The following is a 25,223-nucleotide window of genomic DNA, read 5'->3' on the forward strand; positions in this document are numbered from 1 at the left end:
CCGCCGAAATCGCCTCGCTCGCAATGTTCGGCTCTGCCGTGGCAATCTGGGCTCTGGTTCTTTCTCCCATCGCTTGATACCGGGATCCACAATTACCCACCGCGATTCACAGGAACATAATCCTTGAGGCCGGAGGTTAGGCTTCGTTAGAAAAGAATCGTGGCACTATGCGCGCCATTCGATGAGTAGAGTTTTATGGCGCGCATTCTTCACGATATCGGTTTCGTCCATCTGCATGTCCATTCCTCGTACTCGTTGCTCGAGGGGGCATTGAAGGTCGCGCAGCTGGCTAAACTCGCCGCCGCCGATAAGCAGCCAGCGCTTGCGCTCACCGACACCAACAATCTCTTCAGCGCCCTCGAATTCTCCGAGAAGCTCGCGGGCTCGGGCATCCAGCCCATTGCAGGCGTCCAGCTTTCCGTCTGCTTTGAGGAGCCGGATCCGGTCGCCCGCGCGATGCCGCAGCCGTCCAATATCGTGCTGCTCGCGCAGAATGAGGAGGGCTACCGCAACCTCATGCGCCTCGTGAGCCACGCCTATTTCGGCGTGCCGTTGGGTGAGGACCCGCGCGTCATGGCGCCTGTGCTGGCAGCCCATAGCGAGGGCTTGATCGCCCTGACCGGCGGCTTCTCAGGCCCGCTCGATAGCGCCCTGCGCAACGGCGGACGCCAGGATCTGGCGCAGGCGCGGCTAGACATTTTGAAAAACGCCTTCGGCCATCAACTCTATGTAGAGCTCCAGCGTCATGGGCTGGAAGACGAGCGTCTGATCGAGAACGACCTGCTGGCCTTGGCCGACCGCAACGGCCTGCCCATCGTCGCGGCGAACGAGCCTTTCTTTTCAGGCGAGAAGGATTACGAGGCGCACGACGCTCTGCTCGCCATCGCGGAAGGACAGATCGTCTCGAACCCGGATCGGCGCCGTCTTTCGCCGGAGCACCATTTCAAGACGCGTCAGCAGATGATGGAGTTGTTCGCGGATCTGCCGGACGCGCTGCAGGCCAGCGTCGAGATCGCCATGCGCTGTGCCACGCGCGTCAGGACCCGCAAGCCCATTCTGCCGAGTTTCGGAGCCGGTCCCGATGCCGCCTCTCTGGATGAGGGCGAGGAGCTGAAACGGCAGGCGGAGGAGGGGCTTGAGAAGCGTCTCGCGGCGCACGGACCCGCGCCGGGCCTGACCGAGCAGGATTACCGCGACCGTCTCGCCTTCGAGGTCGGCATTATCCGCAAGATGAAATTTCCTGGCTACTTCCTGATCGTGGCCGACTTCATCAAATGGGCGAAGGATCACAATATCCCGGTCGGACCGGGCCGTGGCTCAGGTGCAGGCTCGCTCGTGGCCTATGCGCTTACCATCACCGATCTCGATCCGCTGCAGTTCGCACTTCTCTTCGAGCGCTTCCTCAACCCGGAACGTGTCTCGATGCCGGACTTCGACATCGACTTCTGCGTCGAGGGGCGCGAGCGAGTCATCGATTACGTGCAGCAGCGCTACGGCGAAGAGCAGGTCGCGCAGATCATCACCTTCGGTACCCTGCTCGCCCGCGGCGTGATGCGCGACGTCGGCCGTGTGCTCGAAATGCCTTATGGTCAGGTGGACAAGCTGACCAAGCTCGTGCCTCAGAATCCGGCCAATCCGGTGACTCTCGCGCAGGCCATCGAAGGCGAGCCGAAATTGCAGGCGGCCATCGATGAGGAGCCGGTCGTCAAGCGCATGCTCGATATTGCGCAGAAGCTGGAAGGCCTCCACCGGCATGCCTCGACCCATGCCGCCGGCGTGGTGATCGGCGACCGACCGCTGCAGGAACTGGTCCCACTCTATCGAGACCCGAAGACCGGCATGCGCGTGACCCAGTTCAACATGAAATGGGTCGAGCAGGCGGGTCTCGTGAAGTTCGACTTCCTCGGCCTCAAGACGCTCACGGTCCTGCGCACCGCGGTCGATCTCATCCGGCGCAAAGGCATCGAAGTCGATCTCTCGGCTCTGCCGCTCGATGATCGCAAGACCTACGAAATGCTCCGGCGCGGCGAGACGGTCGGCGTGTTCCAGGTGGAATCGGCGGGCATGCGCAAGGCGCTCGTCGAGATGGAGACCGACCGTTTCGAGGATATCATCGCTCTCGTGGCACTCTATCGCCCGGGCCCGATGGCGAATATCCCGGTCTATTGCGCGCGCAAGCTCGGCAAGGACGAGCACAACAAGAAGGATTGGTATCCCCACGACAAGCTGGAGCCGATCCTGCGCGAGACCTTCGGCATCATCGTCTACCAGGAGCAGGTGATGGAGGTGGCGAAGGTCCTCTCCGGCTACTCGCTCGGTGACGCCGACCTTCTGCGTCGTGCCATGGGTAAGAAGATCAAGGCCGAGATGGATGCGCAGCGTGAGCGCTTCGTCTCTGGTGCGAAAGAGGGCGGCCTCGACAAGGCGAAGGCGAACGAGATCTTCGACCTGCTCGCCAAGTTCGCCGATTATGGCTTCAACAAGAGCCACGCGGCAGCCTATGCGCTGGTGGCGTTCCAGACGGCCTATTGCAAGGCCAATTACCCGGTCGAGTTCCTGGCAGCGTCCATGACGCTCGATCTCGACAACACCGACAAGCTCGCCGAATTCCGCCGAGAGGCGCAGCGCCTCGGGTTCAAGGTCATCCCGCCGTCGATCAACCGTTCGGGCGTGGTCTTCGACGTGCAGTACGATGCGGAAGGCAAGGGCCAGATCCTCTACGCGCTTGCTGCCGTCAAAGGTGTCGGGCGCCAGGCCGTCGAGAGCGTGGTCGAAGCACGAGGCGAGGAGCCGTTCAAGGATCTTGCCGACTTCGCCCGACGCATCAATCCGCGCATGCTCAACAAGCGCACGCTGGAGAACCTGATCGCGGCCGGTGCCTTCGATGAACTGGAGCCGGATCGGGCGAAGGCCTGCGCGTCCATCGACGCCATGATGAGTCTGGCACAGCAATCCCATGAAGCCGCCAATGGTGGCATGATGGATATGTTCGGCGGCGTCGCGTCAGCCGATGTGCAGCTGCGCATCGGGCCTTACGAGCCTTGGCCGGCCGCTGAGAGGCTGCAGCGGGAATACGATGCGGTCGGCTTCTTCCTCTCCGGACATCCGCTCGATGAATACGGCGATCTCCTGAAGAAGTTGCGGGTGCAAACCTGGATGGAATTCTGTCGCTCCGTGAAAGCGGGCAATTCTGTGGGACGGGTCGCGGCTACGATTCTCGACCGGCAGGAGCGCCGCACCAAGACCGGCAACAAGATGGGCATCCTGACCTTGTCGGATCAGACCGGGCAGTTCGAAGCGATCATCTTCTCCGAAGGCCTCGTGCGCCTTCGCGACGTGTTGGAGCCCGGCACGGCTGTCGTCCTTATGCTGCAAGCCGGTCTCGAAGGCGAGGAGGTAAGGGCGCGTATCGGCATGGCGGAGCCGTTGGATGAGGCGCTCGCCAAGCACCAGAAGAGCATGCGGATCTTCCTGCGCGACGAGCGTCCGATCTCCAGCGTCTACGAGCGGCTGAAAACGCGAGGTGAAGGGGAGGTGTCTCTCGTTCTCATCCTCGACGACGGAGACCGGGAGGTCGAGATCAAGCTGCGCGACAAGTATATGACGACGCCCCAGATTGCCGGAGCGCTCCGCGCCGTGCCGGGTGTGGTAGATGTTCACATGAACTGAGCCGGTCAGAACGGTTTATGCTAGCAATGTGAATCGGTCGCCCGTCAGGAAATTCATGGATGACAGGCTTTCTCATATCCGCATCGCGGTCGAGCCCGATCCTGATGCTTTTTCGGAGGAGATCGAGATGCGCCTTCTCGCCTCCCTGAAGCAGAACGTCCCGGCAAGCGACTATGCGCCTTTCGGGATTCTCGCGCGGGATCAGAAAGGCGCGGTTCTCGGCGGGCTCATCGGCGGAACATCTTATGGATGGCTGCTGATCAAGATTCTCTGGGTTGCGGAAGAGCTCCGCAGCCAGGGGCTCGGTGCCAGAATCATGCGATTGGCCGAGGAGGAGGCTTTGAGCCGCGGCTGTCATGGAGCCTGGCTCGACACCTCCAGCCAGCGCGCCAGGAGCTTCTATGAGAAGCTTGGCTATGAAACCTTCGGGATGCTGGAGAACAAGCAAGGGGAGAAACCTCAGGGCCATGCCCGGTTCTTTCTCTGCAAGAGGTTTCCGCGGCCAGATAGGGCGATTGAGGCCTCTTCCCGGGGCTGACATCCTTCAGCTTGCATTTCGGCGGCTTTACCCCTATATGCGCGCCTATCCCACACGCGGAATCCACCTCATAAGCCCATGAGGTATCCCGGTGGCCGGCTTAACCCGGTCCACTGTTCCGCGGAGGCTTAACCGGAGAATAAACTATGGCGCTTCCCGATTTTTCGATGCGCAGCCTGCTTGAGGCTGGCGCTCACTTTGGCCACCAGGCTCACCGTTGGAACCCGAAGATGGGTCAGTACATCTTCGGCACCCGTAACAACATCCACATCATCGATCTCGCCCAGACGGTTCCGATGCTGCACCGCGCCCTTCAGGCCGTCAGCGACACGGTTGCCAAGGGTGGTCGCGTGCTCTTCGTCGGCACCAAGCGTCAGGCTTCCGATGCCGTTGCCGATGCGGCCAAGCGTTCGGCTCAGTACTATGTGAACTCCCGCTGGCTCGGCGGCATGCTGACCAACTGGAAGACGATCTCCGGCTCCATCGCGCGCCTGCGCAAGGTCGACGAGATTCTCGCCGGCGGCGGCCAGGGCCTCACGAAGAAAGAGCGTCTCATGCTTGCCCGTGAGAAGGAGAAGCTCGAGCGCGCTCTTGGCGGCATCAAGGATATGGGCGGTACGCCCGACCTGATCTTCATCATCGACACCAACAAGGAGCAGCTGGCGATTCAGGAGGCCAAGCGCCTCGGTATCCCGGTGGCTGCCATCGTCGACACGAACTGCGATCCGGACGGCATTACCTTCCCGGTTCCGGCCAATGACGACGCCGGCCGCGCGATCTCGCTCTACTGCGATCTGGTTGCTCGTGCTGCCCTCGACGGCATCTCCCGTGGTGCCGGCGACATGGGTATCGATATCGGCGCGTCCGAGAACCCGATGGCCGAAGAGCTCCCGGCTGCTGAGACGGCAACCGCAGCCTATGAAGGCGAGCAGTTCGAGCGTCTGGCTGCTCCCCGCGGCGCCCCGGACGATCTGACCAAGCTGAACGGCGTTGGCCCGCAGCTCGAGAAGAAGCTCAACGAGGCTGGCATCTTCCACTACTGGCAGCTTGCCGCCATGCAGCCGGGCGATACCGCCCAGCTCGACAAGGATCTGAAGCTGAACGGCCGTCTCGAGCGTGATGGCTGGATCAACCAGGCCCGCTCGATGATCGAAGCCGCTGCTGCGTAAGCCTTACGGCGCCGCAACATGCAGCGCCGCTTGAACGAATGATCGAGCCCGGCGTTCCACGAGCGCCGGGCTCCCTCTATGCGTGAACCATTGAAAGGAAAAGCCATGGCGAACATTACCGCTGCGATGGTGAAAGAGCTGCGCGAGACGACCAGCGCTGGCATGATGGACTGCAAGGCCGCTCTCGCCGAGACCAACGGCGACATGGAAGCTGCGATCGACTGGCTGCGTAAGAAGGGCCTGTCGAAGGCTGCCAAGAAGGCTGGTCGCGTGGCGGCCGAGGGCCTCGTGGCCGTCGAGTCCTCCGGTCACACTGCCACGATCCTCGAGGTCAATTCCGAGACGGACTTCGTCGCCCGTAACGACCAGTTCCAGGCTTTCGTGCGCGAAGCCGCCAAGATCGGCCTGATGGGCAACGGCACCGTCGAGTCGCTCGAAGCCGCTCACTTCCCCGGTTCGCAGACGACCGTGAAGGACCGCCTGCAGGAGCTCATCGCCACCATCGGCGAGAACATGACCCTGCGCCGCATCGCCAAGCTTGAAGTGTCCAAGGGCGTAATCGCGTCCTATGTCCATAACTCAGTGACCGAAGGCCTTGGCAAGATCGGCGTCCTGGTGGCGCTTGAGTCCGAGGGCGACGTGACCGTTCTCGGCACGCTCGGTCGCCAGATCGCCATGCACGTGGCCGCGACCAGCCCGGTTGCGCTTGACGCCTCCGGCGTCGACGCCGCCACGATCGAGCGCGAGAGCGCCATCCTGCGCGACAAGAACGCCGGCAAGCCGGATCATGTCATGCAGAAGATCATCGAGAGCGGTCTGAAGAGCTACTTCAAGGAGGTCACCCTCCTGGAGCAGCCTTTCGTGCACGATCCCTCGAAGACCGTGACCCAGGTTCTCAAGGAAGCCGAGTCCAAGGCCGGCAAGCCGGTCACCCTCAAGGCCTTCGTCCGCTATGCTCTCGGCGAGGGCATCGAGAAGGAAGAGGCTCCGGACTTCGCGGCCGAAGTGGCCGCCCAGGCCGGTCTCAAGGCCTAAATCGAACCCAAGCAAACGGCGGCTCTTCAGCCGCCGTTTTCATGAGAGGTCTCGAAAAGAAAGGTCTGATGATGGCAACGTTCCGGCGCATCCTGGTGAAGCTCTCGGGTGAGGCCTTGATGGCTCCCGACGGCTACTGGCTCGATACTCAGATCCTATCCTCCCTGGCCGAGGATCTGGCCCAGGCTACCCGCGCCGGATTCGAGATTGCCGTCGTCATCGGTGGCGGCAACATCATCCGTGGCGCCCGCATGAGCGCCGCCGGATGGATCGACCGTCCCACGGCCGATTCCATGGGCATGCTCGGCACAGTGATGAATTCGCTCGCCATCGAGACGGCTCTGAATGCCGCCGGCGTCCCGGCCCGCACCATGTCGGCGGTCTCCATGCCGACGATCTGCGAAACCTATGCCCGTCAGCCGGCCCTGCACCACCTCGACAAGGGGCAGGTGGTGGTTCTGGCCGGTGGCACCGGCAATCCCTTCTTCACGACCGATACCGCTGCCGTCCTTCGCGCCGCCGAGCTGCGGTGCGACGCGGTCTTGAAGGCGACCCAGGTCGACGGCGTCTACTCGGCTGACCCGAAAAAAGACCTGAATGCGATCCGATTCGACCGCCTGACCCATGACGAGGCCATCGCCAAAGATCTGAAGGTCATGGATACCGCAGCCTTCGCCCTGGCCCGCGAGAGCAAGCTCTCGATCATCGTGGGCTCGGTGCATGCTCCCAGCTCCGTCACCGCTCTTCTCCAGGGGAAAGTGCCCTCCACGGTCGTCGCCCCTTGATCCTAGGGCCTTGATGCTGGACCCTTGGAAGCGTAAGCCCGTTTAAATAGTTCGCGTAAGGACAGAAACTGATGGCCACGACCTTTGATCTCGCCGATGTGAAGCGCCGCATGCAGGGCGCCATCAACGCTTTCAAGAACGACCTGGCTAGCCTGCGCACCGGACGCGCCTCGCCGAATCTGCTCGATCCGATCCAGATCGACGCCTATGGTGCCATGATGCCGATCGCGCAGGTTGCCACTGTGAACGTGCCGGAGCCGCGTCTCCTCAGCGTTCAGGTCTGGGACCGGGGTATGGTGGCCGCCGTGGAGAAGGCGATCCGGGAATCGGATCTCGGCCTCAATCCGCAGACCGAGGGGCAGGTGATCCGTCTGCGGATCCCCGAAATGAACGAGCAGCGCCGCAAGGAAATGGTGAAGGTCGCGCACAAATACGCTGAAGAGGCGAAGGTCGCGGTTCGCCACGTGCGCCGCGACGGTCTCGACCTGCTCAAGAAGCTTGAGAAGGACAGCGCCATCAGCGAGGATGACGGAAAGCGCCACGCCGACCAGGTGCAGAAGGCGACGGATCAGTTCGTAGCTGAGGTCGACACCCTTCTGGCGGCGAAGGAAAAGGAAATCATGCACGTCTGATCGTCAGGCGTGCATCGGGACGGAAATATGAGCGGCGAAGCCAAGCGGTCGGCCCCCATCCTAGCCCATCAAGAGGCGGGCGAGGGGACGCCGACCCATGTTGCCATCATCATGGATGGAAACGGACGCTGGGCCGCTCAAAGAGGGCTGCCCCGGTTCGAGGGCCATCGGAAGGGGATCGAGGCGATACGCCGTGCGGTGAAAACCGCGACCAATCTCGGTATCCGTTACCTCACCGTCTACAGCTTCTCAGCGGAGAATTGGCGCAGACCTGCTGATGAGGTGTCCTATCTTATGGGCCTCCTCAAGCGTTTCGTGCGCCACGACTTGGCCGAGCTTCACGCCAACAACATCCGCGTTCGGATCATCGGCGAGCGTGAAGGCTTGACCTCCGACATCCGTCTGCTGCTCGAAGAGGCGGAGCAGCTCACCCGGTCCAACACCGGCCTGACCCTGGTCATCGCGTTCAACTACGGTGGGCGCCAGGAGATCGTGAGCGCCATGCGGGCTCTTGCGCGCCGGGTCAAGGAAGGTTCGCTCGATCCGGCCGATATCGATATGGATACGGTCGGAGCCGCCCTCGATACTCACGACATCCCCGATCCGGATCTCGTTATCCGGACCTCAGGTGAGCAGCGGGTGTCGAACTTTCTCACATGGCAGACGGCTTACTCCGAGTTTGTCTTCCTGCCCTGCTTCTGGCCGGACTTCGACGAGGCCGCCTTCAAGGCAGCCATTGACGAATACTGCAGGCGCGAGCGCCGGTTCGGCGGCCTGAGCGCCCGGGCGGTTTGACGATGGTCTCAGACCAAGGCTCCTCCCTGCCATCCAGCCCGAAACCAGCCCCGTCCAAGGAACTGACGACACGGATTTTGTCCGCCGTCGTCATGATCGTACTCGCCCTCCTGACCGCCTATTGGGGCGGATGGCCGTTCGCCCTGTTCTGGCTGGCAGCCGGTGTCGCCATCATGGTGGAATGGACGGACATGACCGGGGTCGAGCCGCGCCGGTTGGTGCAGGCGATCCTGGGTTCCGGCCTTGCTGTTCTGACGCTGCTTTTTCTGACCGATGCCAGCTTTGGCCTGTTCGTGGCAGCATGTCTTGTGTTTCTGGCAGCGAGTCTTGTCCTTACCAAGGGCGCGCAGAAGAGATGGGCCGCTTCGAGCTTCCTCTATGCGTCTCTGATCGTTCTCGTGCCGCCGATCGTGCGCGACCATCTCGAACTCGGCATTCTGGGGCTGCTGTGGATGTTTGCCGTGGTCTGGGCGACCGACATCGCCGCCTATTTCACCGGACGGACCTTTGGTGGGCCTAAGCTTTATCCCGCCATCAGCCCGAAAAAGACCTGGTCCGGGTTCATCGGAGGCGTCGTCGCTGCAGCTCTGGGCGGGATGCTGGTCGCCTGGGGCGGGAAGAAATATGGGCTGAGCCTGCCATTCGGTCTTCTCGGCACAGCTGTTATCTCTATCATTGCATCCATCGCGAGCCAGATCGGAGATCTCGGCGAGTCTGCTCTCAAGCGCCATTGCAACGTCAAGGATTCGAGCCATCTCATCCCAGGGCATGGCGGCGTGATGGATCGCCTCGACGGCTTCTGGGCCGTATGCTTCATCGTTGCAGCCGTTCTTTTGACTGTTCATTTCACGACATAGGCATTGATGACCCGTTCCCTTACGATTCTTGGAGCAACCGGTTCAATCGGCCGCTCGACGACCGATGTCGTCTTGGCCCATCGGGATGAGTTTCGTGTTGAAGCGGTCGTGGGCGGGCGCGATGCGGCCGCCCTGGCGGATGCCGCTCGGCGGCTTGGAGCCAAATTCGCCGCCCTTGCCGATGAGCGCGGAGGGGAGGCGTTAAAGCAGGCCTTGTCAGGAACCGGAATTAGGAATGGTGCGGGCCCGTCCGCGGTTCTGGATGCTGCAGAGCGCGATGCCGACGTCGTGGTGGCCGCCATCAGCGGAACGGCCGGTTTGGCCCCGACCCACGCGGCTTTGAAGCCGGGCCGGCGAATTGCCCTTGCCAACAAGGAAAGTCTTGTCTGCGCCGGCGCCGCCTTCATGGCCGATGCCCGCCGTCTCGGTGTGGAGATCATGCCGGTGGATTCCGAGCATAACGCCCTGGATCATGCTCTTACGGCGGGTGCAAACCGGGATGTGGAAAAGGCGGTGATAACCGCCTCTGGTGGCCCCTTCCGCACCTGGCCCAGAGAGCGCATCGCAAAGGCTAGCGCCAAGGTGGCGTCGGCCCATCCGGTCTGGTCCATGGGATCGAAGATCAACATCGACTCGGCCACCCTGATGAATAAGGGGCTCGAGCTGATCGAGGCGCATCACCTGTTCGACATCGAAGAGGAGCGTCTCGATGTCCTGGTTCATCCGGAGGCGATTGTGCACGGCCTCGTTCAGTGGAGCGATGGCGCCGTGACGGCCGGCCTCGCCCTGCCCGACATGAAGGTCCCGATCGCCAATGCGCTACGCAACCAGGGGCGTCTGACGATGGACCTGCCCCGTCTCGATCTCGCCGCGATTGGTCGATTAAGCTTCGAGCGGTCTGACGAACAACGGTTCCCATGCCTATCTCTGGCGAAAGCTGCGCTGAAGGCCGGAGGCGCGATGCCTACGATCCTGAATGCCGCCAACGAGATTGCAGTCGAGGCCTATATGGCGGATCGGATCGGATTTTACAATATTTCAGAGATGGTTGAGAGCATTTGCTCGACCTTCTCGGGAAGACAAATTCCTGCGCCGGAAACTGTGGCGGATGCGCTAGGCATCGATCAGGAGGCCCGGCAGGCGGCGCGGCAGCTCATTCCGGCCTATGCCGAAGCGACGCAGCTCTAAAGAGCGCGAAAGGGACGATGATGGATTTTCTCTCGATGATCAGCGGCGCGACAGGTACCCTGTTCCTGACCCTGATCTCCTTCCTTGTAGTTCTCACGGTCGTCGTGTTCGTCCACGAGTTCGGTCATTTCTGGGTCGGACGCCTCTGCGGGGTCGGCGTCACGGCCTTTTCCATCGGCTTCGGGCGCGAGTTGATCGGCTGGACTGACAAGAAGGGCACCCGCTGGAAGATCTCTGCGATTCCCCTCGGCGGCTACGTCAAATTCGTCGGCGACCTCAATGCGGCCAGCGTTCCTGACCAGGATCAGCTCGATCGAATGCCCCTGGAGCAGCGGGCGATCAGTTTTCCCCACCAGAATGTGGCCAAGCGTGCGGCCATCGTGGCGGCAGGCCCCATAGCCAACTTCATCCTGGCCATCGCCATCTTCGCCGGCTTCAACTACTTCAACGGTCGGCAGGTCCTGGAGCCACGCATCGAGGCCGTCCAGCCTGGAAGCGCGGCCGAAAAGGCGGGCTTCCAGCCCAAGGATCTGATTCTGACTGTCGACGGCCGACAGATCCAAACCTTCGCCGATATGCAGCTCATTGTGAGTTCCAGCGCGGGGGAACCCCTTGATTTCACGGTTGAGCGCAGCGGCCAAGTCGTTGCCCTTACGGCAACGCCCAACTTCGTCGAGCGGACCAGTCCCTTCGGCAAGCAGCGCATCGGACTGCTCGGTGTCGAGGCTTCCCGCGATCCTTCTGCAATCAAGCGTCTGACCTATACGCCGTGGGGGGCAGTCAAGGCCGCCGTGGTCGAAACCTGGAACCTTGTCGAGCGGACCATCAACTTCATCCGCCGCCTGGTTATGGGCTGGGAATCGACCGACCAGCTCTCCGGCCCTATTGGAATCGCCCGGGCCTCGGGCACCGCTTTCGATGTCGGAGGGGTCTATAGTCTGGTCAGTTTGATCGGATTCATGTCCGTCTCGATCGGTCTCATTAACCTTTTTCCCATTCCGTTGCTGGATGGCGGCCATCTTCTGTTCTATGCCATTGAGGCGGTTCGCGGGCGTCCTTTGAGCGAAAAAGCCCAGGAAATCGGCTTCAGAATTGGGTTTGCCCTGGTGGCGATGCTCATGCTTTTCGCCACTTGGAATGATCTTGTTCACCTTGGCACCAGTTTTCTGACCCAGGGATCGTGACAAGGACGCCACGCTATTTAAAAATTGGTACTCTGTTGTGGATGTGCCGTTTGCAATAACGGCGAAAGTTTGTACAAGCGGTCCACACAGATAAGGTTGGGGGCACTCGTCTCCAACCTGCGGGGCCTTCCTCGCTAGGGACAGAATATAAAGAACGGGCCAGTTGATGATGTCGACGACCACGCCTCGCCGGAAAAAGCCGGCTACCACCGCCATTGTCGCGATCAGTGCGCTGATGGTCGGGATTACTGCCGCGGAGAGCGCCTTCGCGCAGCAGGTGGCCCCGGGGAATCGCCGCGCCTCGGCTGCTCAGGGTCCCATCGTCAACCGGGTGGTGATCGAAGGTAACAAGAGGGTCGAGAAGGCCCTGATCGAGGATCAGTTGCAGGCCCGTGCCCGCGCTCCTTATAATCAGGCGACCGTCGACGCCGACGTTCAGAGAATTCTTGAGGTCTATCGCCGTTCTGGCCGTGGTCTGGCCGCGGTCACGCCTCGCCTGGTCGATCTGCCCAACGGCACGGTCGACGTGGTCTACACCATCAACGAGGGTGACAAGACTGGCGTGGAAGAGATCCGCTTTGTCGGCAACAATCAGGTCTCGTCCAGCCGTCTGCGTGGTGTCATGCAGACCACCGAGTCGAACCTCCTGAGCTTTCTCAAGAGCACCGACGTCTACGATCCGAACCGGCTTTCGAACGATCTCGATCTCATCCGCCGCTACTACCTGAAGAACGGCTATGCCGATTACCGTCTCGTCTCCAGCGATGTGACGTTTGACGCCAATGCCGGCGGCTACATCATCACCATCACGGTGGATGAGGGTGAGCAGTATCGATTCGGCAATATCAGCGTCGATCCCCGACTTGCTGGGGTTGAGGCCGAAGGGCTTCGCCGTGGAATCGTGACCTCGGAGGGTTCGGTTTACAATGCTGACTCCGTCGAGAAGTCGGTTCAGGCGCTGACCACCAATGTCGGTCGCCAAGGAAATCCGTTCGCTCAGGTGCGCCCGGTCGGCACCCGCGATCCTGCGACCCGCACGGTCAACCTTGCTTACGTGGTCGAGGAAGGTCCGCGAATCTACATCGAGCGCATCAACGTGCGCGGCAACAGCCGTACCCGTGACTACGTGATCCGTCGTGAGTTCGAGCTTGGTGAGGGCGATGCTTATAACCAGGTGCTCGTCGATCGCGCCGAGCGTCGTCTGAACAACCTCGGCTACTTCAAGCAGGTTCGCATTTCGAACGAGCCCGGCTCTTCGGCCGACCGTGTGGTCGTGAACGTCGATGTCGAGGATCAGTCCACCGGGTCGTTCGCCATCTCGGGCGGCTACTCCACGGCTGACGGCTTCATCGGTGAAGTCTCGGTCACCGAGACCAACTTCCTTGGCCGCGGTCAGTTCGTCCGTCTCGCCGGCCAGCTCGGTCAACGCGCTCACGGCGTCGACTTCTCGTTCACGGAGCCGTACTTCCTCGGCTACCGGATGTCGGCTGGTATCGATCTGTTCTCGAAGTTCAGCGATCAGACCCGGTATTCCCGTTACGAGAACCGGATGACCGGCGGTACGCTGCGCCTCGGCCTTCCGATGACGGAAGAGTTCACGGTCACTGCGCGCTACTCGCTCTATCAGCAGTCGCTGGATATCCCGAACGACCTCGATCAGCCGTATAACGACTGCTCGGCTCCGATCCCGGGTTATACGCAGCTGAACGCGAACGGGACGCCGAACCGTCAGTTCTGCGAAGGCAACGGTGAAGCCTCTCTGGCTATCAAGGAATCGCAGGGCGACACCATTACTTCGCTCGCGGGCTTGACGTTCAACTACAATACGCTCGACAGCATCCGTGAGCCGCGTAACGGCTTCTACGCCGAAGTGAAGACGGACTTCGCCGGTCTTGGTGGTGACTCCCGCTACTTCCGTGTGACCGGCGATGCACGCTACTACCGCGAACTGTTCGAAGACGTGGTCGGTATCGCTCGTATCCAGGGTGGTCACATCATGGGCTTCAACAGCGGCGACGATGACGGCGATAACGGCGATCTCCGCATCGTCGACCACTTCTTCATGGGTCCGTCGCTGGTCCGCGGCTTCGCACCGAACGGCATCGGACCGCGTGATATCTCGAGCCTCGACAGCCGTGCGAACGCCATCGGCGGCACCACTTATTTCGGCGGTACGCTCGAAGTGCAGTTCCCGATCTGGGGTCTGCCGCGCGAGCTCGGCCTGAAGGGTGCCGTCTTTGCCGATGCCGGTACGCTCTTCGGCTATGAAGGTCCGACTGTCTTTAACGTGAATGGCGGCAGCATCCTCGATCCCGCCGACGCGGTTTGCACGCAGGATCCCAACGTGCCGCAGAACTGCATCGAGGTTCTCGACAGCGACATGATCCGCTCCTCTGTCGGCGCCTCCATCCTGTGGAACTCGCCGCTCGGTCCGATCCGCTTCGACTACGCATATGCGCTCTCGAAGGAAGAGGGTGTTTTCAGAGATGGTGTTCGGGTCGGAGCCGACCGCACCCAGGCCTTCCGGTTCTCGGGCGGTACGCGCTTCTAAATCGGGGAGGGCGCCGAGAGGTGCCCTCACTTATTCTTCATGACAGAATCCAATTTCTTTCCGCAAAGCCAGACGTTGAATCTGCGTCAGGTGGCAGAGTTGGCGAATGCAACGCTCCCCGACGGCATCGACGGGGAGTTTTTGCTTAAAGGCGTTGCGCCTCTGGAAAGTGCCGGTCCCGGCGATCTCGCCTATATGGACAACCCGGCCTATGTTGGCGCTTTGGCGGCAACGCGCGCGGTGGCATGCCTCGTGACGCCGCGCTACGCCGCGAAGGTGCCGTCCCAGACCATCGCCATCGTCACCCCGCAGGCCTATCGCGTTTTTGCCCAGGTGCTCGGGCTCATGTTCCCGTCCGCCATGCGGCCGGAATCATCCTTCGTCTCGACTGGGATTTCGCCAGGCTCCTTCGTGCATCCATCCGCCAGGTTGGAGCATGGAGTTCGGGTCGATCCCGGGGCCGTTATCGGCCCCCATGCGGAGATCGGCGCTGGGACCTTGATCGGAGCCCATTCCGTGATCGGGCCAAAGGTTAAGATCGGGCGGGACTGCACCGTCGCTGCTAGCGTGACCGTATCCCACGCCTTCGTCGGCAACCGCGTCATTCTCCACCCGGGCGTGCGTATCGGACAGGATGGCTTCGGCTTTGCCATGGGGCCGCAGGGACACCTCAAGGTGCCGCAGGTTGGCCGGGTCATCATCCAGGACGACGTGGAGATCGGTGCCAACACGACCGTGGACCGGGGTGCCAGCCGAGATACGGTGATCGGCGAGGGCACGAAAATCGATAATCTTGTCCAGATCGCCCATAATGTGGTGATCGGCCGCCATTGCGTGATCGTTGCCCAGGTCGGCATCGCCGGCTCGACGACGATCGAGGACTATGTGGCTATCGGTGGTCAGGTCGCCGTCAAAGGCCATGTGCGGATCGGCATGGGCGCGCAGATCGCGGCCACCAGCGGCGTCAACGGCGATGTACCGGCCGGCGCCCGCTGGGGCGGCATCCCGGCCAGGCCGATGCGCGAGTGGTTCCGCGAGATCACGGCGCTGAAAAAGCTTGCATCCCAGGGCGATTCCGCCAAAGACGACGATGCGTCTTCATAACGTTCGTTGAAGGCATCCATTACTGCCTGGAGTTCCCGTCATGTCCGAAGCGGCTACCACGCTTCAATCCGCCGATATCATGGAGATCCTGGAGCTTCTGCCGCACCGGTATCCCTTCCTCCTGGTCGATAAGATCATTGAGATCGACGGCGACAATTCCTGCATCGGCATCAAGAATGTCACCTTCAATGAGCCACAATTCACGGGCCATTTCCCGTCCCGCCCGATCTTTCCAGGCGTTTTCCTGATCGAGGCCATGGCTCAGACGGCAGGCGCCATCTGCGTCAAGGCGAAGATTGCGCAGCAGGCTAAGCCGAAGCAGGTATTTTTTATGACGATTGATAAGGTGAAATTCCGCAAACCGGTGGAGCCGGGCGATCGGGTCGAGTTCCACATGCGCAAGCTGAACAACCGCCGCAACATGTGGTGGTACAAAGGCGAGGCCAAGGTGGACGGCACGCTCGTCTGTGAGGCCGAGGTCAGTGCCATGCTGGTGCTCGAATAATGGAAACCGCGATTCATCCGACCGCCATCATCGAGGATGGCGCGAAGATCGGCCCGGGCGCGAAGATCGGCCCGTTCTGCACGGTCGGTCCCGAGGTTGAGCTTGGCGAGGGCTGCCAGCTCATGAGCCATGTGGCCCTGGCCGGACGCACGAAAATCGGGCCACGGACACGGATCTTCCCTTTCGCCTCCATCGGTCACATTCCGCAGGACCTGAAGTACAAAGGCGAGGCCTCGACGCTCGAGATCGGTGCCGATTGCATGATCCGCGAAGGCGTGACCATGAACCCCGGCACCGAGGGCGGTGGCCTGCGCACAATCATCGGCGACCGCTGCGCTTTCCTGGCCAATTCCCATGTGGGCCATGACACCAAGGTCGGCAACGACTGCATTCTCTCCAACAACGTGATGCTGGCGGGCCATGTCACGGTGGGCGATTTCGTGATCTTCGGCGGCGGCTCCGCCGTGATCCAGTTCGCCCGTGTCGGCTCCCACGCCTTCGTCGGCGGCATGTCGGGGCTCGAGAACGATCTCATTCCTTATGGCATGGCCATGGGTAACCGGGCGCATCTGGCCGGTCTGAACATCATCGGTCTGCGCCGCCGCGGCTTCACCCGCGAGCAGATCCACGACATCCGTCGGGCCTATCGCCTGCTATTCGCCGATGAGGGCACCTTGTCGGAGCGGGTCGAGGACGTGGCCGGCGAGTTCGACGATCATCCCTTCGTGCACGAGATCCTCGACTTCATCCGTGAAGGCAAGGATCGCGCGATCTGCACACCGCGGGATCCCGTCAGTTCGGTGGGCTGATGTCTGCAGGCCCAATCGCGATTCTCGCCGGGGCCGGGCAGCTTCCCATCCAACTCGTGAACCATCTCGAGCGGACGGGACAAGAGGTCCGCGTGCTGGCCTTCCGCGGCTTCGCGGAAGCCGAACTCCAGCGTCGCGCCCATGCCACCGTCGACCTTCTCGATCTCAAGACCATCATGAACACACTGGAAGGGTGGCAGCCGCAGGCCGTCTCCCTTGTCGGCGCCGTACGCCGTCCCGGCTTTTCCGCGCTCCTCAGTGCCTATTCGCTGCTGCGAAACATGCATGAGGTGAAGGAGGTCATCACGCGCGGCGACGATCAGGTGCTGCGCGGAGCCGTGATGCTGCTGGAGGAGCGGGGCCATCGAGTGGTCGGCGCCCATGAGCTCGCGCCCGATCTCGTTGCCGCGCGGTCATTGAGCGGAAAACTTTCACCCAAGGCGGATGACCGTGAGGCCATTGCCCTTGGCCTCGATCTCCTCAAATCCTTGTCAGCCTTCGATATCGGCCAGGGTGCCGTTATCGCTCGCCGGCACGTGCTGGCGATCGAAGGACCCGAGGGCACCGACCGGATGATGAGGCGGGTCATGAAGATGCGCCAATCGTGGTTTGGCCTTCGCCGCCGCGAGGAGGGCGGGGTGCTGATCAAGGCCGCCAAGCGCGGTCAGGACCTGAGGGTCGACATGCCGACCATCGGACCCCGCACAGTCGTCGAAGCGGCAAAGGCAGGGCTTTCCGGCATTGCCGTCGGCGCGGGCTCCACTTTTGTGCTGGAGCAGGAGAAGACCCTGCACATGGCTGACCGGCTCGGCCTGTTTCTCGTCGCCGTCCACCTGCCCTGGATGGAGAATTCCCTTGGCTGAGGAAAAGCCGCTGACGATCTGGATCGTGTCCGGCGAGGAATCGGGCGATCAGCTCGGCGCGAAGCTGATGCGATCCCTGAAGGTCCGGCTCGGCAGCGAACGCGTGCGCTTCGGCGGTGTGGGCGGGCACGCCATGGAGAAGGAAGGCCTGAAGAGCCTGTTTCCTCTTGAAGAGATTGCCGTCATGGGGTTTTCCGCCGTCATCGCGCGGCTACCCTCTATTCTAAAGCGCATTCGGTTCACAGCTGATGCTGCTGTCGCGGCGAATCCCGACATGCTCGTCATCATCGATAGTCCGGATTTCACGCATCGGGTCGCTAAGGCCGTCCGACAGCGTGCCCCTCAGATTCCCATTATCGACTATGTCAGCCCATCCGTCTGGGCCTGGAGACCCGGCCGCGCGCCGAAGATGCGGGCCTATGTGGATCACGTTCTCGCCCTGCTGCCCTTCGAGCCAGAGGCCCACAAGCGTCTAGGCGGCCCGCCGACAACGTATGTCGGTCATCCACTGATCGAGCGTCTCGCCGAGATCAGGCCTGCGCCCGGTGAGCGCGGAAGTGTGGAGAGCAAACCTCTCAAGCTCCTTGTCCTGCCGGGGAGCCGCCGCTCGGAGGTGAGCCGACTCATGGAGCCCTTTGGTGAGGCGTTGACGCTCCTGAAGGAGCGTTCGCCACATCCCTTCGAGGTCACGATCCCGGCGGTTTCGCACGTCGCGCAGGAGATCCGGGCACGGGCGCAATCCTGGAGCGTGAAGCCACGGATCGTGGAAGGCGAGGCCGCCAAGTGGGCAGCCTTCAGGCAGGCCGACGTAGCGCTCGCCGCTTCCGGCACCGTGACTCTCGAACTCGGACTCTCCGGCGTGCCGATGGTCGTCGCTTACCGGGTTTCAAAAATCGAGGAAGTGCTGAAATACCTCATCAAGGCACCGTCCATCGTGCTGACGAACCTGGTGCTCGGCGAGAACGTCATCCCCGAGCTGATCCAGTGGGATTGCACGCCCGAGAGGCTCGCCGATGCGCTTCTGCCACTCCTGAGCGAGACTCCTGAGCGGCAGCGACAGCTCGCAGCGTTCAGCAAGCTCGATGAATTGATGAAAATCGGGAACGAGGTACCGAGCGAGCGTGCGGCAAGGATTGTCGACGAGGTGTTGACCGGCCCGGCGAAAGCATAGGCGCTTTTCGCGAATATCATCTCCGGCGCACGAAGCGCGGGAAGGGGATCCACTCACACGCTCTGTCGCTATGGATTCCCTTCCCCACCGCTCCGGTCGGGAATGACACTAAGCCAGTAAACAGCAGCAATGAAAAGGGGCCTTTCGGCCCCTTTTCAATGTCAGCGTTTCCGCTTGTCTCACCCGCGCTGGGCGACCGTGACGTAATCGCGCTCCTTCTCGCCCGTATAGAGCTGGCGCGGGCGGCCGATGCGCTGGGACGGATCCTCGATCATCTCGCTCCACTGGGCGATCCAGCCGACCGTGCGGGCGAGCGCGAACAGCACCGTGAACATGGAAGTCGGGAAGCCCATCGCCTTCAGCGTGATGCCCGAATAGAAGTCGATGTTCGGGTAGAGCTTCTTCTCGACAAAGTAATCGTCCTTCAGCGCAATCTGCTCGAGCTCCACGGCCACATCGAGGAGCGGATCGTCCTTGATGCCGAGCTCGTTCAGCACCTCATGCGTGGTCTTCTGCATGATGCGGGCGCGCGGGTCGTAGTTCTTGTAGACCCGGTGGCCGAAGCCCATCAGGCGGAACGGATCGTTCTTGTCCTTCGCCTTGGCGATGTATTCCGGAATGCGATCCGGCGTGCCGATCTCTTCCAGCATCTTCAGCGCCGCTTCGTTGGCGCCGCCGTGAGCCGGTCCCCACAGGCAGGCGATGCCGGCCGCAATGCAGGCAAACGGGTTGGCACCCGAGGAGCCAGCCAGACGCACGGTCGAGGTCGAGGCGTTCTGCTCGTGATCGGCGTGCAGAATGAAGATCCGGTCGAGAGCGCGCGAGAGCACCGGATTGACCTTGTACTCCTCGGCCGGAACCGCGAAGCACATGCGCAGGAAGTTGGACGAGTAGTCCAGATCGTTCTGCGGATACACGAAGGGCTGGCCGATGGAATACTTGTAGGCCATGGCGGCGAGCGTCGGCATCTTGGCGATCATGCGCATGGACGCGATCATGCGCTGGTGCGGATCCGAGATGTCGGTCGAGTCGTGATAGAAGGCCGAAAGGGCGCCGACGCAGGCGACCATGATGGCCATCGGGTGCGCATCGCGGCGGAAGCCGGTGAAGAACCGGTTCATCTGGTCGTGCACCATGGTGTGGCGCGTGACGCGGTAGTCGAAATCGGCCTTCTGGGCTGCGGTCGGCAGCTCGCCGTAGAGCAGCAGGTAGCAGGTCTCCAGAAAGTCGCCATGCTCGGCGAGCTGGTCGATCGGATAGCCGCGATAGAGCAGGATGCCCTCGTCGCCGTCGATATAGGTGATCTTCGACTCGGTCGCCGCCGTCGAGGTGAAGCCGGGATCGTAAGTGAACATCCCGGTCTGGCCGTAGAGTTTCGAGATGTCGATGACGCTCGGGCCAATGGTGCCTTCTTTGACCGGCAGTTCCACGGACTTGTTGTCGACTGTGAGTGTGCTGGTGTTGGAACTCATGCGTCATGGCCCTTTCAAAAAGGAGGCCGGGCAGAACCTAGAGCAACCTGTGGAACGGAGAAGGTCTCCGCGGCTGCCGAACCGAGGTCTGCCGGTCGGTCGGTAGGATAATGGCGCCTTCGGTAGCTTATCCGTAGGAACGGAGCAAGCACGTCTAAAGGCGAGATTCGCCCGCTATGCAGCGGGCGCATCCTTGATTTGGTCGTTCAGGCGCAACAGGGTTTCGTCCTTGCCGAGGACCGCCATCACGTCAAAGAGACCGGGTGAGGTGGCGCGCCCCGTCAAAGCCGCTCGGAGCGGCTGCGCCACTTGGCCGAGCTTGGCTCCGATCGCCTCCGCATGCTCGCGCACGACGGCCTCGACGCTGTGGGACGACCAGTCGGAGATGGCTTCGAGCTTCGCGGCGATGCCGACGAGGCGCAAACGGCCATCCGCCAGCAGGCTCGCCGCCTTCTCGTCGAGATGCAGCGGCCGCTGGGCGTAGAGATAATAGGCGCTGTCGAGCAACTCCACGAGCGTCTTGGCGCGCTCCTTCAGACCCGGCATGGCGGCGATCAGCTTCTGGCGCAGGCCGGGCTTGAACGTCCGGCCGAGATGGTGCTCGTCCTTATCGAGCTCCGGCAGCAGATCCTCAAGCGCCTGCACCAGCCGCTCGTCGTCGGACTGACGCATGTAATGCCCGTTGAGGTTCTCGAGCTTGGCAAAATCGAAGCGCGCCGGCGAGCGACCGATACTGCCGAGATCGAAGGCATCGATCATCTCTTGCGTGGAGAAAATCTCCTGGTCGCCATGGCTCCAGCCGAGGCGCACGAGATAGTTCCGCAAAGCCTCCGGCAGATAGCCCATGCTGCGATACGCCTCGACGCCGAGAGCGCCATGACGCTTGGAGAGCTTGGCGCCGTCCGGGCCATGGATAAGGGGGATGTGAGCCATCTTCGGCACATCCCAGCCGAGGGCCTGATAGATCTGGGTCTGGCGCGCCGCGTTGGTCAGATGATCGTCACCACGGATGACGTGCGTCACATCCATGTCGTGATCGTCCACCACCACGGCGAGCATGTAGGTCGGCGTGCCATCCGAGCGCAGGAGCACGAGATCGTCGAGATCCTTGTTCTGCCAGACGACGCGGCCCTGCACCTCATCCTCGACCACCGTCTCGCCCTCGGCCGGCGCCTTCAGGCGGATGACGGGCTTGACGCCCTCCGGAGCCTCGGACGGGTCGCGGTCGCGCCAGCGGCCGTCATAACGAAGGGGACGGCCCTCCTTGCGGGCGGTCTCGCGCATCTCCTCCAGCTCCTGCTGGCTCGCATAGCAATAATAGGCGCGGCCCCGCGCCAACAGGCTCTCGGCGACTTCCTTGTGGCGGGCGGCGCGGGAGAACTGGTAGACCACGTCACCATCCCAATCGAGGCCGAGCCATTTCAACCCGTCGAGGATGGCGGCGATGGCGGCGTCTGTCGAGCGTTCCCGATCCGTGTCTTCGATGCGCAGAAGCATCTTGCCCCCGTGCCGCTTGGCATAGAGCCAGTTGAACAGGGCCGTGCGTCCCCCTCCGATATGCAGGAAGCCGGTGGGAGACGGGGCGAAGCGGGTGACGACGGTCATCGCAGGAAACCTTGACTTGAAAAACTTTCGGGCACGCGGCTTTACCATCCGCAGCGTCATCCGACTCAATCCACAGGGCGGTTTGGGCCGGAGCGTGCGGTCGTCTAGCATGCGTTGAGACCCGCGTTAAGACGAAGCCGCGATGGAAGACAACCGAGAAAGGCCCCGCAGGATCCCGCGCAGCACCGCGCGGGTTGCGGTGCTGTCTCGGCCCCGGAGCGCTCCCTGGGACTGGGCGCTTCCGGATGGGCGCGGGTGGCTGTCTCGCAACATCGCCCTGGAGATCGAACAGCGCCGGCTCTTTCCCTGGATCGCGATCTTCATCGGGATCGGTATCGTCCTGTTCTTCCAGGCCGAGGGACAGCCTGCCTTGTGGGCGCCACTCGGAGCCTTTGCGCTCTTCAGTGCCGGCGCGATTGCCCTTCGCCGGAACCTGGCAGTTTTTTCCGCCTTGATCGCGCTCGCGGCGCTCTTCGCAGGCTTCTCTGCCGGCGTGATCCGCGCCAGGAGCGTGGCGGCGCCCGCTCTCACCCGCATGGTCATCACGCCGATGACAGGCTTCATCGAGAGCATCGAAGACCGTGAGGAGGGAAAGCGGCTGCTTCTGCGCGTGACGGAGATGAAGGACATCGCCGAAGCCGAACGGCCCAAGCGCGTGCGGGTCTCGGTGCGCAAGGGCGAGGGGCTCTCACCCGGACAGATGATCGCCGGCACGGCACGCCTGCTTCCTCCACCGCAGGCCGCTTGGCCTGGAGGTTACGACTTTGCCCGCGATGCCCATTTCAAAGTGATCGGCGCGGTGGGCTCCATGGTTGGTCAGGTGCGCCAGATCGGCTCATCGGCAAAGCCGGACTGGCCCCTGTGGCTGGCGGCACGTGTCGACGAGGCGCGCAATGTGCTGACGGAGCGCATCGCCTCGGCCATCGGCGGGGCCGCCGGTGGCGTCGGTGCCGCGCTGGTGACGGGCAAGCGAGGACTTATTCCGGAACCCACGAACGACGTCCTTCGCGGGGCCGGCATCTATCACATCGTGTCGATCTCGGGCCTCCACATGGTGCTGGCCGCCGGCACCGTCTTCTGGCTCGTGCGCGCGCTGCTGGCCCTTGCGCCCCAGCTCGCACTGCTTTGGCCGGTGAAAAAGATCGCGGCTATCGCGGCGATGATCGGAGCGACGATCTATTGCGTCTTTTCCGGCTCCGATGTCGCCACCGAGCGCTCGCTCATCATGACGCTCGTGATGTTCGGTGCGGTTCTGGTGGATCGTCCGGCCTTGAGCATGCGCAACCTGTCGATTGCCGCACTCATCGTGCTGGCGCGCGAGCCGGAGGCGCTGCTGGGTCCGAGTTTCCAGATGTCGTTTGGTGCCGTTGCCGCGATGATGGCGCTCGTGCCGTTGATGCATTGGCAGCACAGAGAAGGGGCTCCTGCCACCCTATTCGATCGAGGTCTTGCCTGGAGCGGTTAGGCGATGTTGGGGCTCCTTACGACGACGCTCGTGGCCAGCATCGCAACCGCGCCTTTCACTGCCTATCACTTCCAGAGCCTGAACCCCTACGGTCTCATCGGCAATGCGCTCGCTCTGCCACTTGTGTCGCTCATTGTGATGCCATCCGCCGTCCTCGGCGTGCTGGCCTATCCCTTCGGCCTCGACCGTCCGATTTGGCAACTCATGGGAGCCGCTGTCTCGCTGGTGCTCGATGTCTCGGCCTGGGTCGGCGGTTTCAGCGGTTCGACCATCGTCGTTCCGGCATTGGGCATTGCTGCTCTTGTCCTCCTGAGCATCGGCTTGATCGTTCTGACCATCCCAGTCTCGCCCCTGCGATGGCTCGCTCTCGTGCCCGCCGGAGCAGGGCTGGCTTTCGCCGCCACGCCTCATCGCTACGACATCTTCATCGACCGGGATGGGGCAGGGGCTGCCATTCGCAGCGAAAGCGGACGGTTGTCACTTGCGGGGCGCCCATCCGATTTCGTCGCCGAGCAGTGGCTGCGCGCCGATGGAGATGCAAGAAGCATCGATGATGCAAGCCTCAGGCGGGAGGCAAGATGCGATGCGGCAGGTTGTGTCGTTGCCGCTGGAGATCAACGCTGGATCGCATTCGTCCAGGATTTTTCGGCCTTCGACGAGGATTGCCGCCGCGCGACCGCAATCATCTCAAGACTTGAGGCGCCGCCAACGTGCAAGGCGCGCCTCGTTCTGGATGGTGAAAGACTGAAGGAGCACGGCGCGACGACGATCCGCTTCGGCACGGACGCCATCGAAATGCGCTCGGTCAAAAGAGGGCGTGAGATCTCGCCCTGGCCAGGCGCAGAAACGCTTCGGGCCGAAACGCCACCCGCCCGGGAAAGACCGCGCCGCGCGCAGCCTGTCCCCGAGCAGGACTTCCCTGAAGAAGACGTTAGTACCGGCGAACCAGACTGACGAGCTTGCCCTGGATCTTGACCCGGTCGGGGCCGAGCACGCGGGTTTCGTAGGCTTGGTTGGCGGCTTCGAGCGCAATGGAGGAGCCGCGGCGGCGGAAGCGCTTCAGGGTCGCCTCCTCGTCGTCGATCAGAGCCACGATGATGTCGCCCGTATTAGCGGTGTCCTGCCGGCGGATCACCACGAGATCGCCGTCGAGGATGCCGGCCTCCACCATCGAGTCGCCACGCACCTCGAGGGCGAAGTGGTCGCCTTGAGAGAGGAAATCGCCCGACAGGGTGATCGAGTGGCTGCGGGTCTGGATCGCCGAGATCGGCACGCCGGCGGCGATCCGGCCCATGACCGGGATCGACATCTCGCGGTCGCGCGGATCGGGAGCCGCCTGAGGCGCAGCCTTGGCCTTGCCGGCCAGACCGCCTTCGACCACGCTCGGCGTGAAGCGCCGCTGGCTTCCCGCCCCGCTGGTGCTCTCCGGCAGCCGGATCACTTCGAGCGCCCTGGCTCGGTTCGGCAGGCGGCGGATGAAGCCGCGCTCCTCGAGCGCCGTGATCAGGCGGTGGATGCCGGACTTCGACTTGAGATCGAGCGCATCCTTCATCTCGTCGAAGGACGGCGGCACCCCGGTTTCACGTAGCCGCTCATGAATGAAGCGGAGCAATTCGTGCTGTTTGCGCGTCAGCATGGCTGGCCCTTACTGCTCCCAAGCGGAGCGATTCTGAAACAAATCGGGAACAAGGTAGCCGTTCTCGCTGTGTTCCGCAAGTCTCCTGCCAAGGTATTGCAGAGGCCAGAGCGCTCCTGGATAGCCCCAGGACAACCAAAGGGGGCGTCCTCGGCTGTTCAGACCCTCTGTGAGCAGATGGTTATTGAAA

Annotated in this window: 19 protein-coding genes and 1 pseudogene; 17 read left to right on the forward strand and 3 right to left on the reverse strand. The window is 62.4% G+C overall.

Going from position 1 to position 25,223, the window contains the following annotated elements; genetic code table 11:
- Positions 1–195: 195 nt before the first annotated feature.
- From dnaE to lpxB, 16 genes are all read left to right on the forward strand, one after another.
- Positions 196–3,669 (forward strand): DNA polymerase III subunit alpha, encoded by a 3,474-nt coding sequence (gene dnaE / locus ACS5Q1_RS20335; RefSeq protein ID WP_473099881.1) that lies wholly within the window; start codon positions 196–198, stop codon positions 3,667–3,669.
- 55 nt (positions 3,670–3,724) lie between these two features.
- Positions 3,725–4,207: a GNAT family N-acetyltransferase gene (locus tag ACS5Q1_RS20340; protein ID WP_473099882.1), complete on the forward strand. Its 483-nt coding sequence runs from the start codon at positions 3,725–3,727 to the stop codon at positions 4,205–4,207.
- A 146-nt stretch (positions 4,208–4,353) separates the two neighbouring features.
- Positions 4,354–5,376, forward strand: coding sequence for a 30S ribosomal protein S2 (locus ACS5Q1_RS20345; protein WP_203439565.1), 1,023 nt, complete (start codon positions 4,354–4,356; stop codon positions 5,374–5,376).
- A 105-nt stretch (positions 5,377–5,481) separates the two neighbouring features.
- Entirely contained in the window at positions 5,482–6,411 is a 930-nt protein-coding gene (gene tsf, locus ACS5Q1_RS20350; RefSeq protein WP_473099883.1) for a translation elongation factor Ts, read from the forward strand.
- A gap of 71 nt (positions 6,412–6,482) precedes the next feature.
- The gene (gene pyrH, locus ACS5Q1_RS20355; RefSeq protein ID WP_473099900.1) at positions 6,483–7,196 is read left to right on the forward strand and encodes a UMP kinase; all 714 of its coding nucleotides are present in this window, start codon (positions 6,483–6,485) and stop codon (positions 7,194–7,196) included.
- 71 nt (positions 7,197–7,267) lie between these two features.
- Positions 7,268–7,828 (forward strand): ribosome recycling factor, encoded by a 561-nt coding sequence (gene frr / locus ACS5Q1_RS20360; protein WP_473099884.1) that lies wholly within the window; start codon positions 7,268–7,270, stop codon positions 7,826–7,828.
- A 27-nt stretch (positions 7,829–7,855) separates the two neighbouring features.
- Positions 7,856–8,623: an isoprenyl transferase gene (locus ACS5Q1_RS20365; protein WP_473099885.1), complete on the forward strand. Its 768-nt coding sequence runs from the start codon at positions 7,856–7,858 to the stop codon at positions 8,621–8,623.
- 2 nt (positions 8,624–8,625) lie between these two features.
- Positions 8,626–9,480 (forward strand): phosphatidate cytidylyltransferase, encoded by an 855-nt coding sequence (locus tag ACS5Q1_RS20370; RefSeq protein WP_473099886.1) that lies wholly within the window; start codon positions 8,626–8,628, stop codon positions 9,478–9,480.
- A 6-nt stretch (positions 9,481–9,486) separates the two neighbouring features.
- On the forward strand, positions 9,487–10,668 hold the full coding sequence (gene dxr / locus ACS5Q1_RS20375) for a 1-deoxy-D-xylulose-5-phosphate reductoisomerase (protein WP_473099887.1): 1,182 nt from the start codon (positions 9,487–9,489) through the stop codon (positions 10,666–10,668).
- A 20-nt stretch (positions 10,669–10,688) separates the two neighbouring features.
- Positions 10,689–11,852 (forward strand): RIP metalloprotease RseP, encoded by a 1,164-nt coding sequence (rseP, locus tag ACS5Q1_RS20380; RefSeq protein ID WP_473099901.1) that lies wholly within the window; start codon positions 10,689–10,691, stop codon positions 11,850–11,852.
- Positions 11,853–12,018: 166 nt separating this feature from the next.
- Positions 12,019–14,403 (forward strand): outer membrane protein assembly factor BamA, encoded by a 2,385-nt coding sequence (bamA, locus tag ACS5Q1_RS20385; RefSeq protein WP_473099888.1) that lies wholly within the window; start codon positions 12,019–12,021, stop codon positions 14,401–14,403.
- Between the two features lie 39 nt (positions 14,404–14,442).
- Entirely contained in the window at positions 14,443–15,507 is a 1,065-nt protein-coding gene (gene lpxD / locus ACS5Q1_RS20390) for a UDP-3-O-(3-hydroxymyristoyl)glucosamine N-acyltransferase (protein ID WP_473099889.1), read from the forward strand.
- A gap of 40 nt (positions 15,508–15,547) precedes the next feature.
- On the forward strand, positions 15,548–16,012 hold the full coding sequence (gene fabZ / locus ACS5Q1_RS20395) for a 3-hydroxyacyl-ACP dehydratase FabZ (protein ID WP_203439557.1): 465 nt from the start codon (positions 15,548–15,550) through the stop codon (positions 16,010–16,012).
- On the forward strand, positions 16,009–16,821 hold the full coding sequence (gene lpxA / locus ACS5Q1_RS20400) for an acyl-ACP--UDP-N-acetylglucosamine O-acyltransferase (RefSeq protein WP_473099902.1): 813 nt from the start codon (positions 16,009–16,011) through the stop codon (positions 16,819–16,821). Before fabZ ends, lpxA begins: the two co-directional genes overlap by 4 nt.
- A complete protein-coding gene (locus tag ACS5Q1_RS20405) occupies positions 16,821–17,684 on the forward strand; it encodes an LpxI family protein (protein ID WP_473099890.1) in 864 nt (287 codons plus the stop codon). The genes lpxA and ACS5Q1_RS20405 overlap by 1 nt, the downstream gene beginning before the upstream one ends.
- Entirely contained in the window at positions 17,677–18,855 is a 1,179-nt protein-coding gene (lpxB, locus tag ACS5Q1_RS20410) for a lipid-A-disaccharide synthase (protein ID WP_473099891.1), read from the forward strand. The genes ACS5Q1_RS20405 and lpxB overlap by 8 nt, the downstream gene beginning before the upstream one ends.
- Positions 18,856–19,034: 179 nt before the next feature.
- On the opposite strand, the gene gltA is transcribed toward lpxB, so the two are convergent.
- Both gltA and gltX read right to left on the reverse strand, forming a co-directional pair.
- The gene (gltA, locus tag ACS5Q1_RS20415) at positions 19,035–20,327 is read right to left on the reverse strand and encodes a citrate synthase (RefSeq protein WP_473099892.1); all 1,293 of its coding nucleotides are present in this window, start codon (positions 20,325–20,327) and stop codon (positions 19,035–19,037) included.
- Between the two features lie 174 nt (positions 20,328–20,501).
- Positions 20,502–21,932 carry a glutamate--tRNA ligase gene (gltX, locus tag ACS5Q1_RS20420; RefSeq protein WP_473099893.1) on the reverse strand — a complete coding sequence of 477 codons (1,431 nt, stop codon included), beginning with the start codon at positions 21,930–21,932 and terminating at the stop codon, positions 20,502–20,504.
- A gap of 142 nt (positions 21,933–22,074) precedes the next feature.
- Here gltX and ACS5Q1_RS20425 point away from each other — a divergent pair.
- Positions 22,075–24,351, forward strand: a pseudogene (locus ACS5Q1_RS20425) (ComEC/Rec2 family competence protein).
- Here ACS5Q1_RS20425 and lexA read toward each other — a convergent pair.
- On the reverse strand, positions 24,329–25,033 hold the full coding sequence (lexA, locus tag ACS5Q1_RS20430; protein WP_473099894.1) for a transcriptional repressor LexA: 705 nt from the start codon (positions 25,031–25,033) through the stop codon (positions 24,329–24,331). The pseudogene ACS5Q1_RS20425 and the gene lexA sit on opposite strands and share 23 nt — an antisense overlap.
- Positions 25,034–25,223: the final 190 nt, after the last annotated feature.

Source organism: Microvirga sp. GN3 (genome assembly GCF_055792825.1).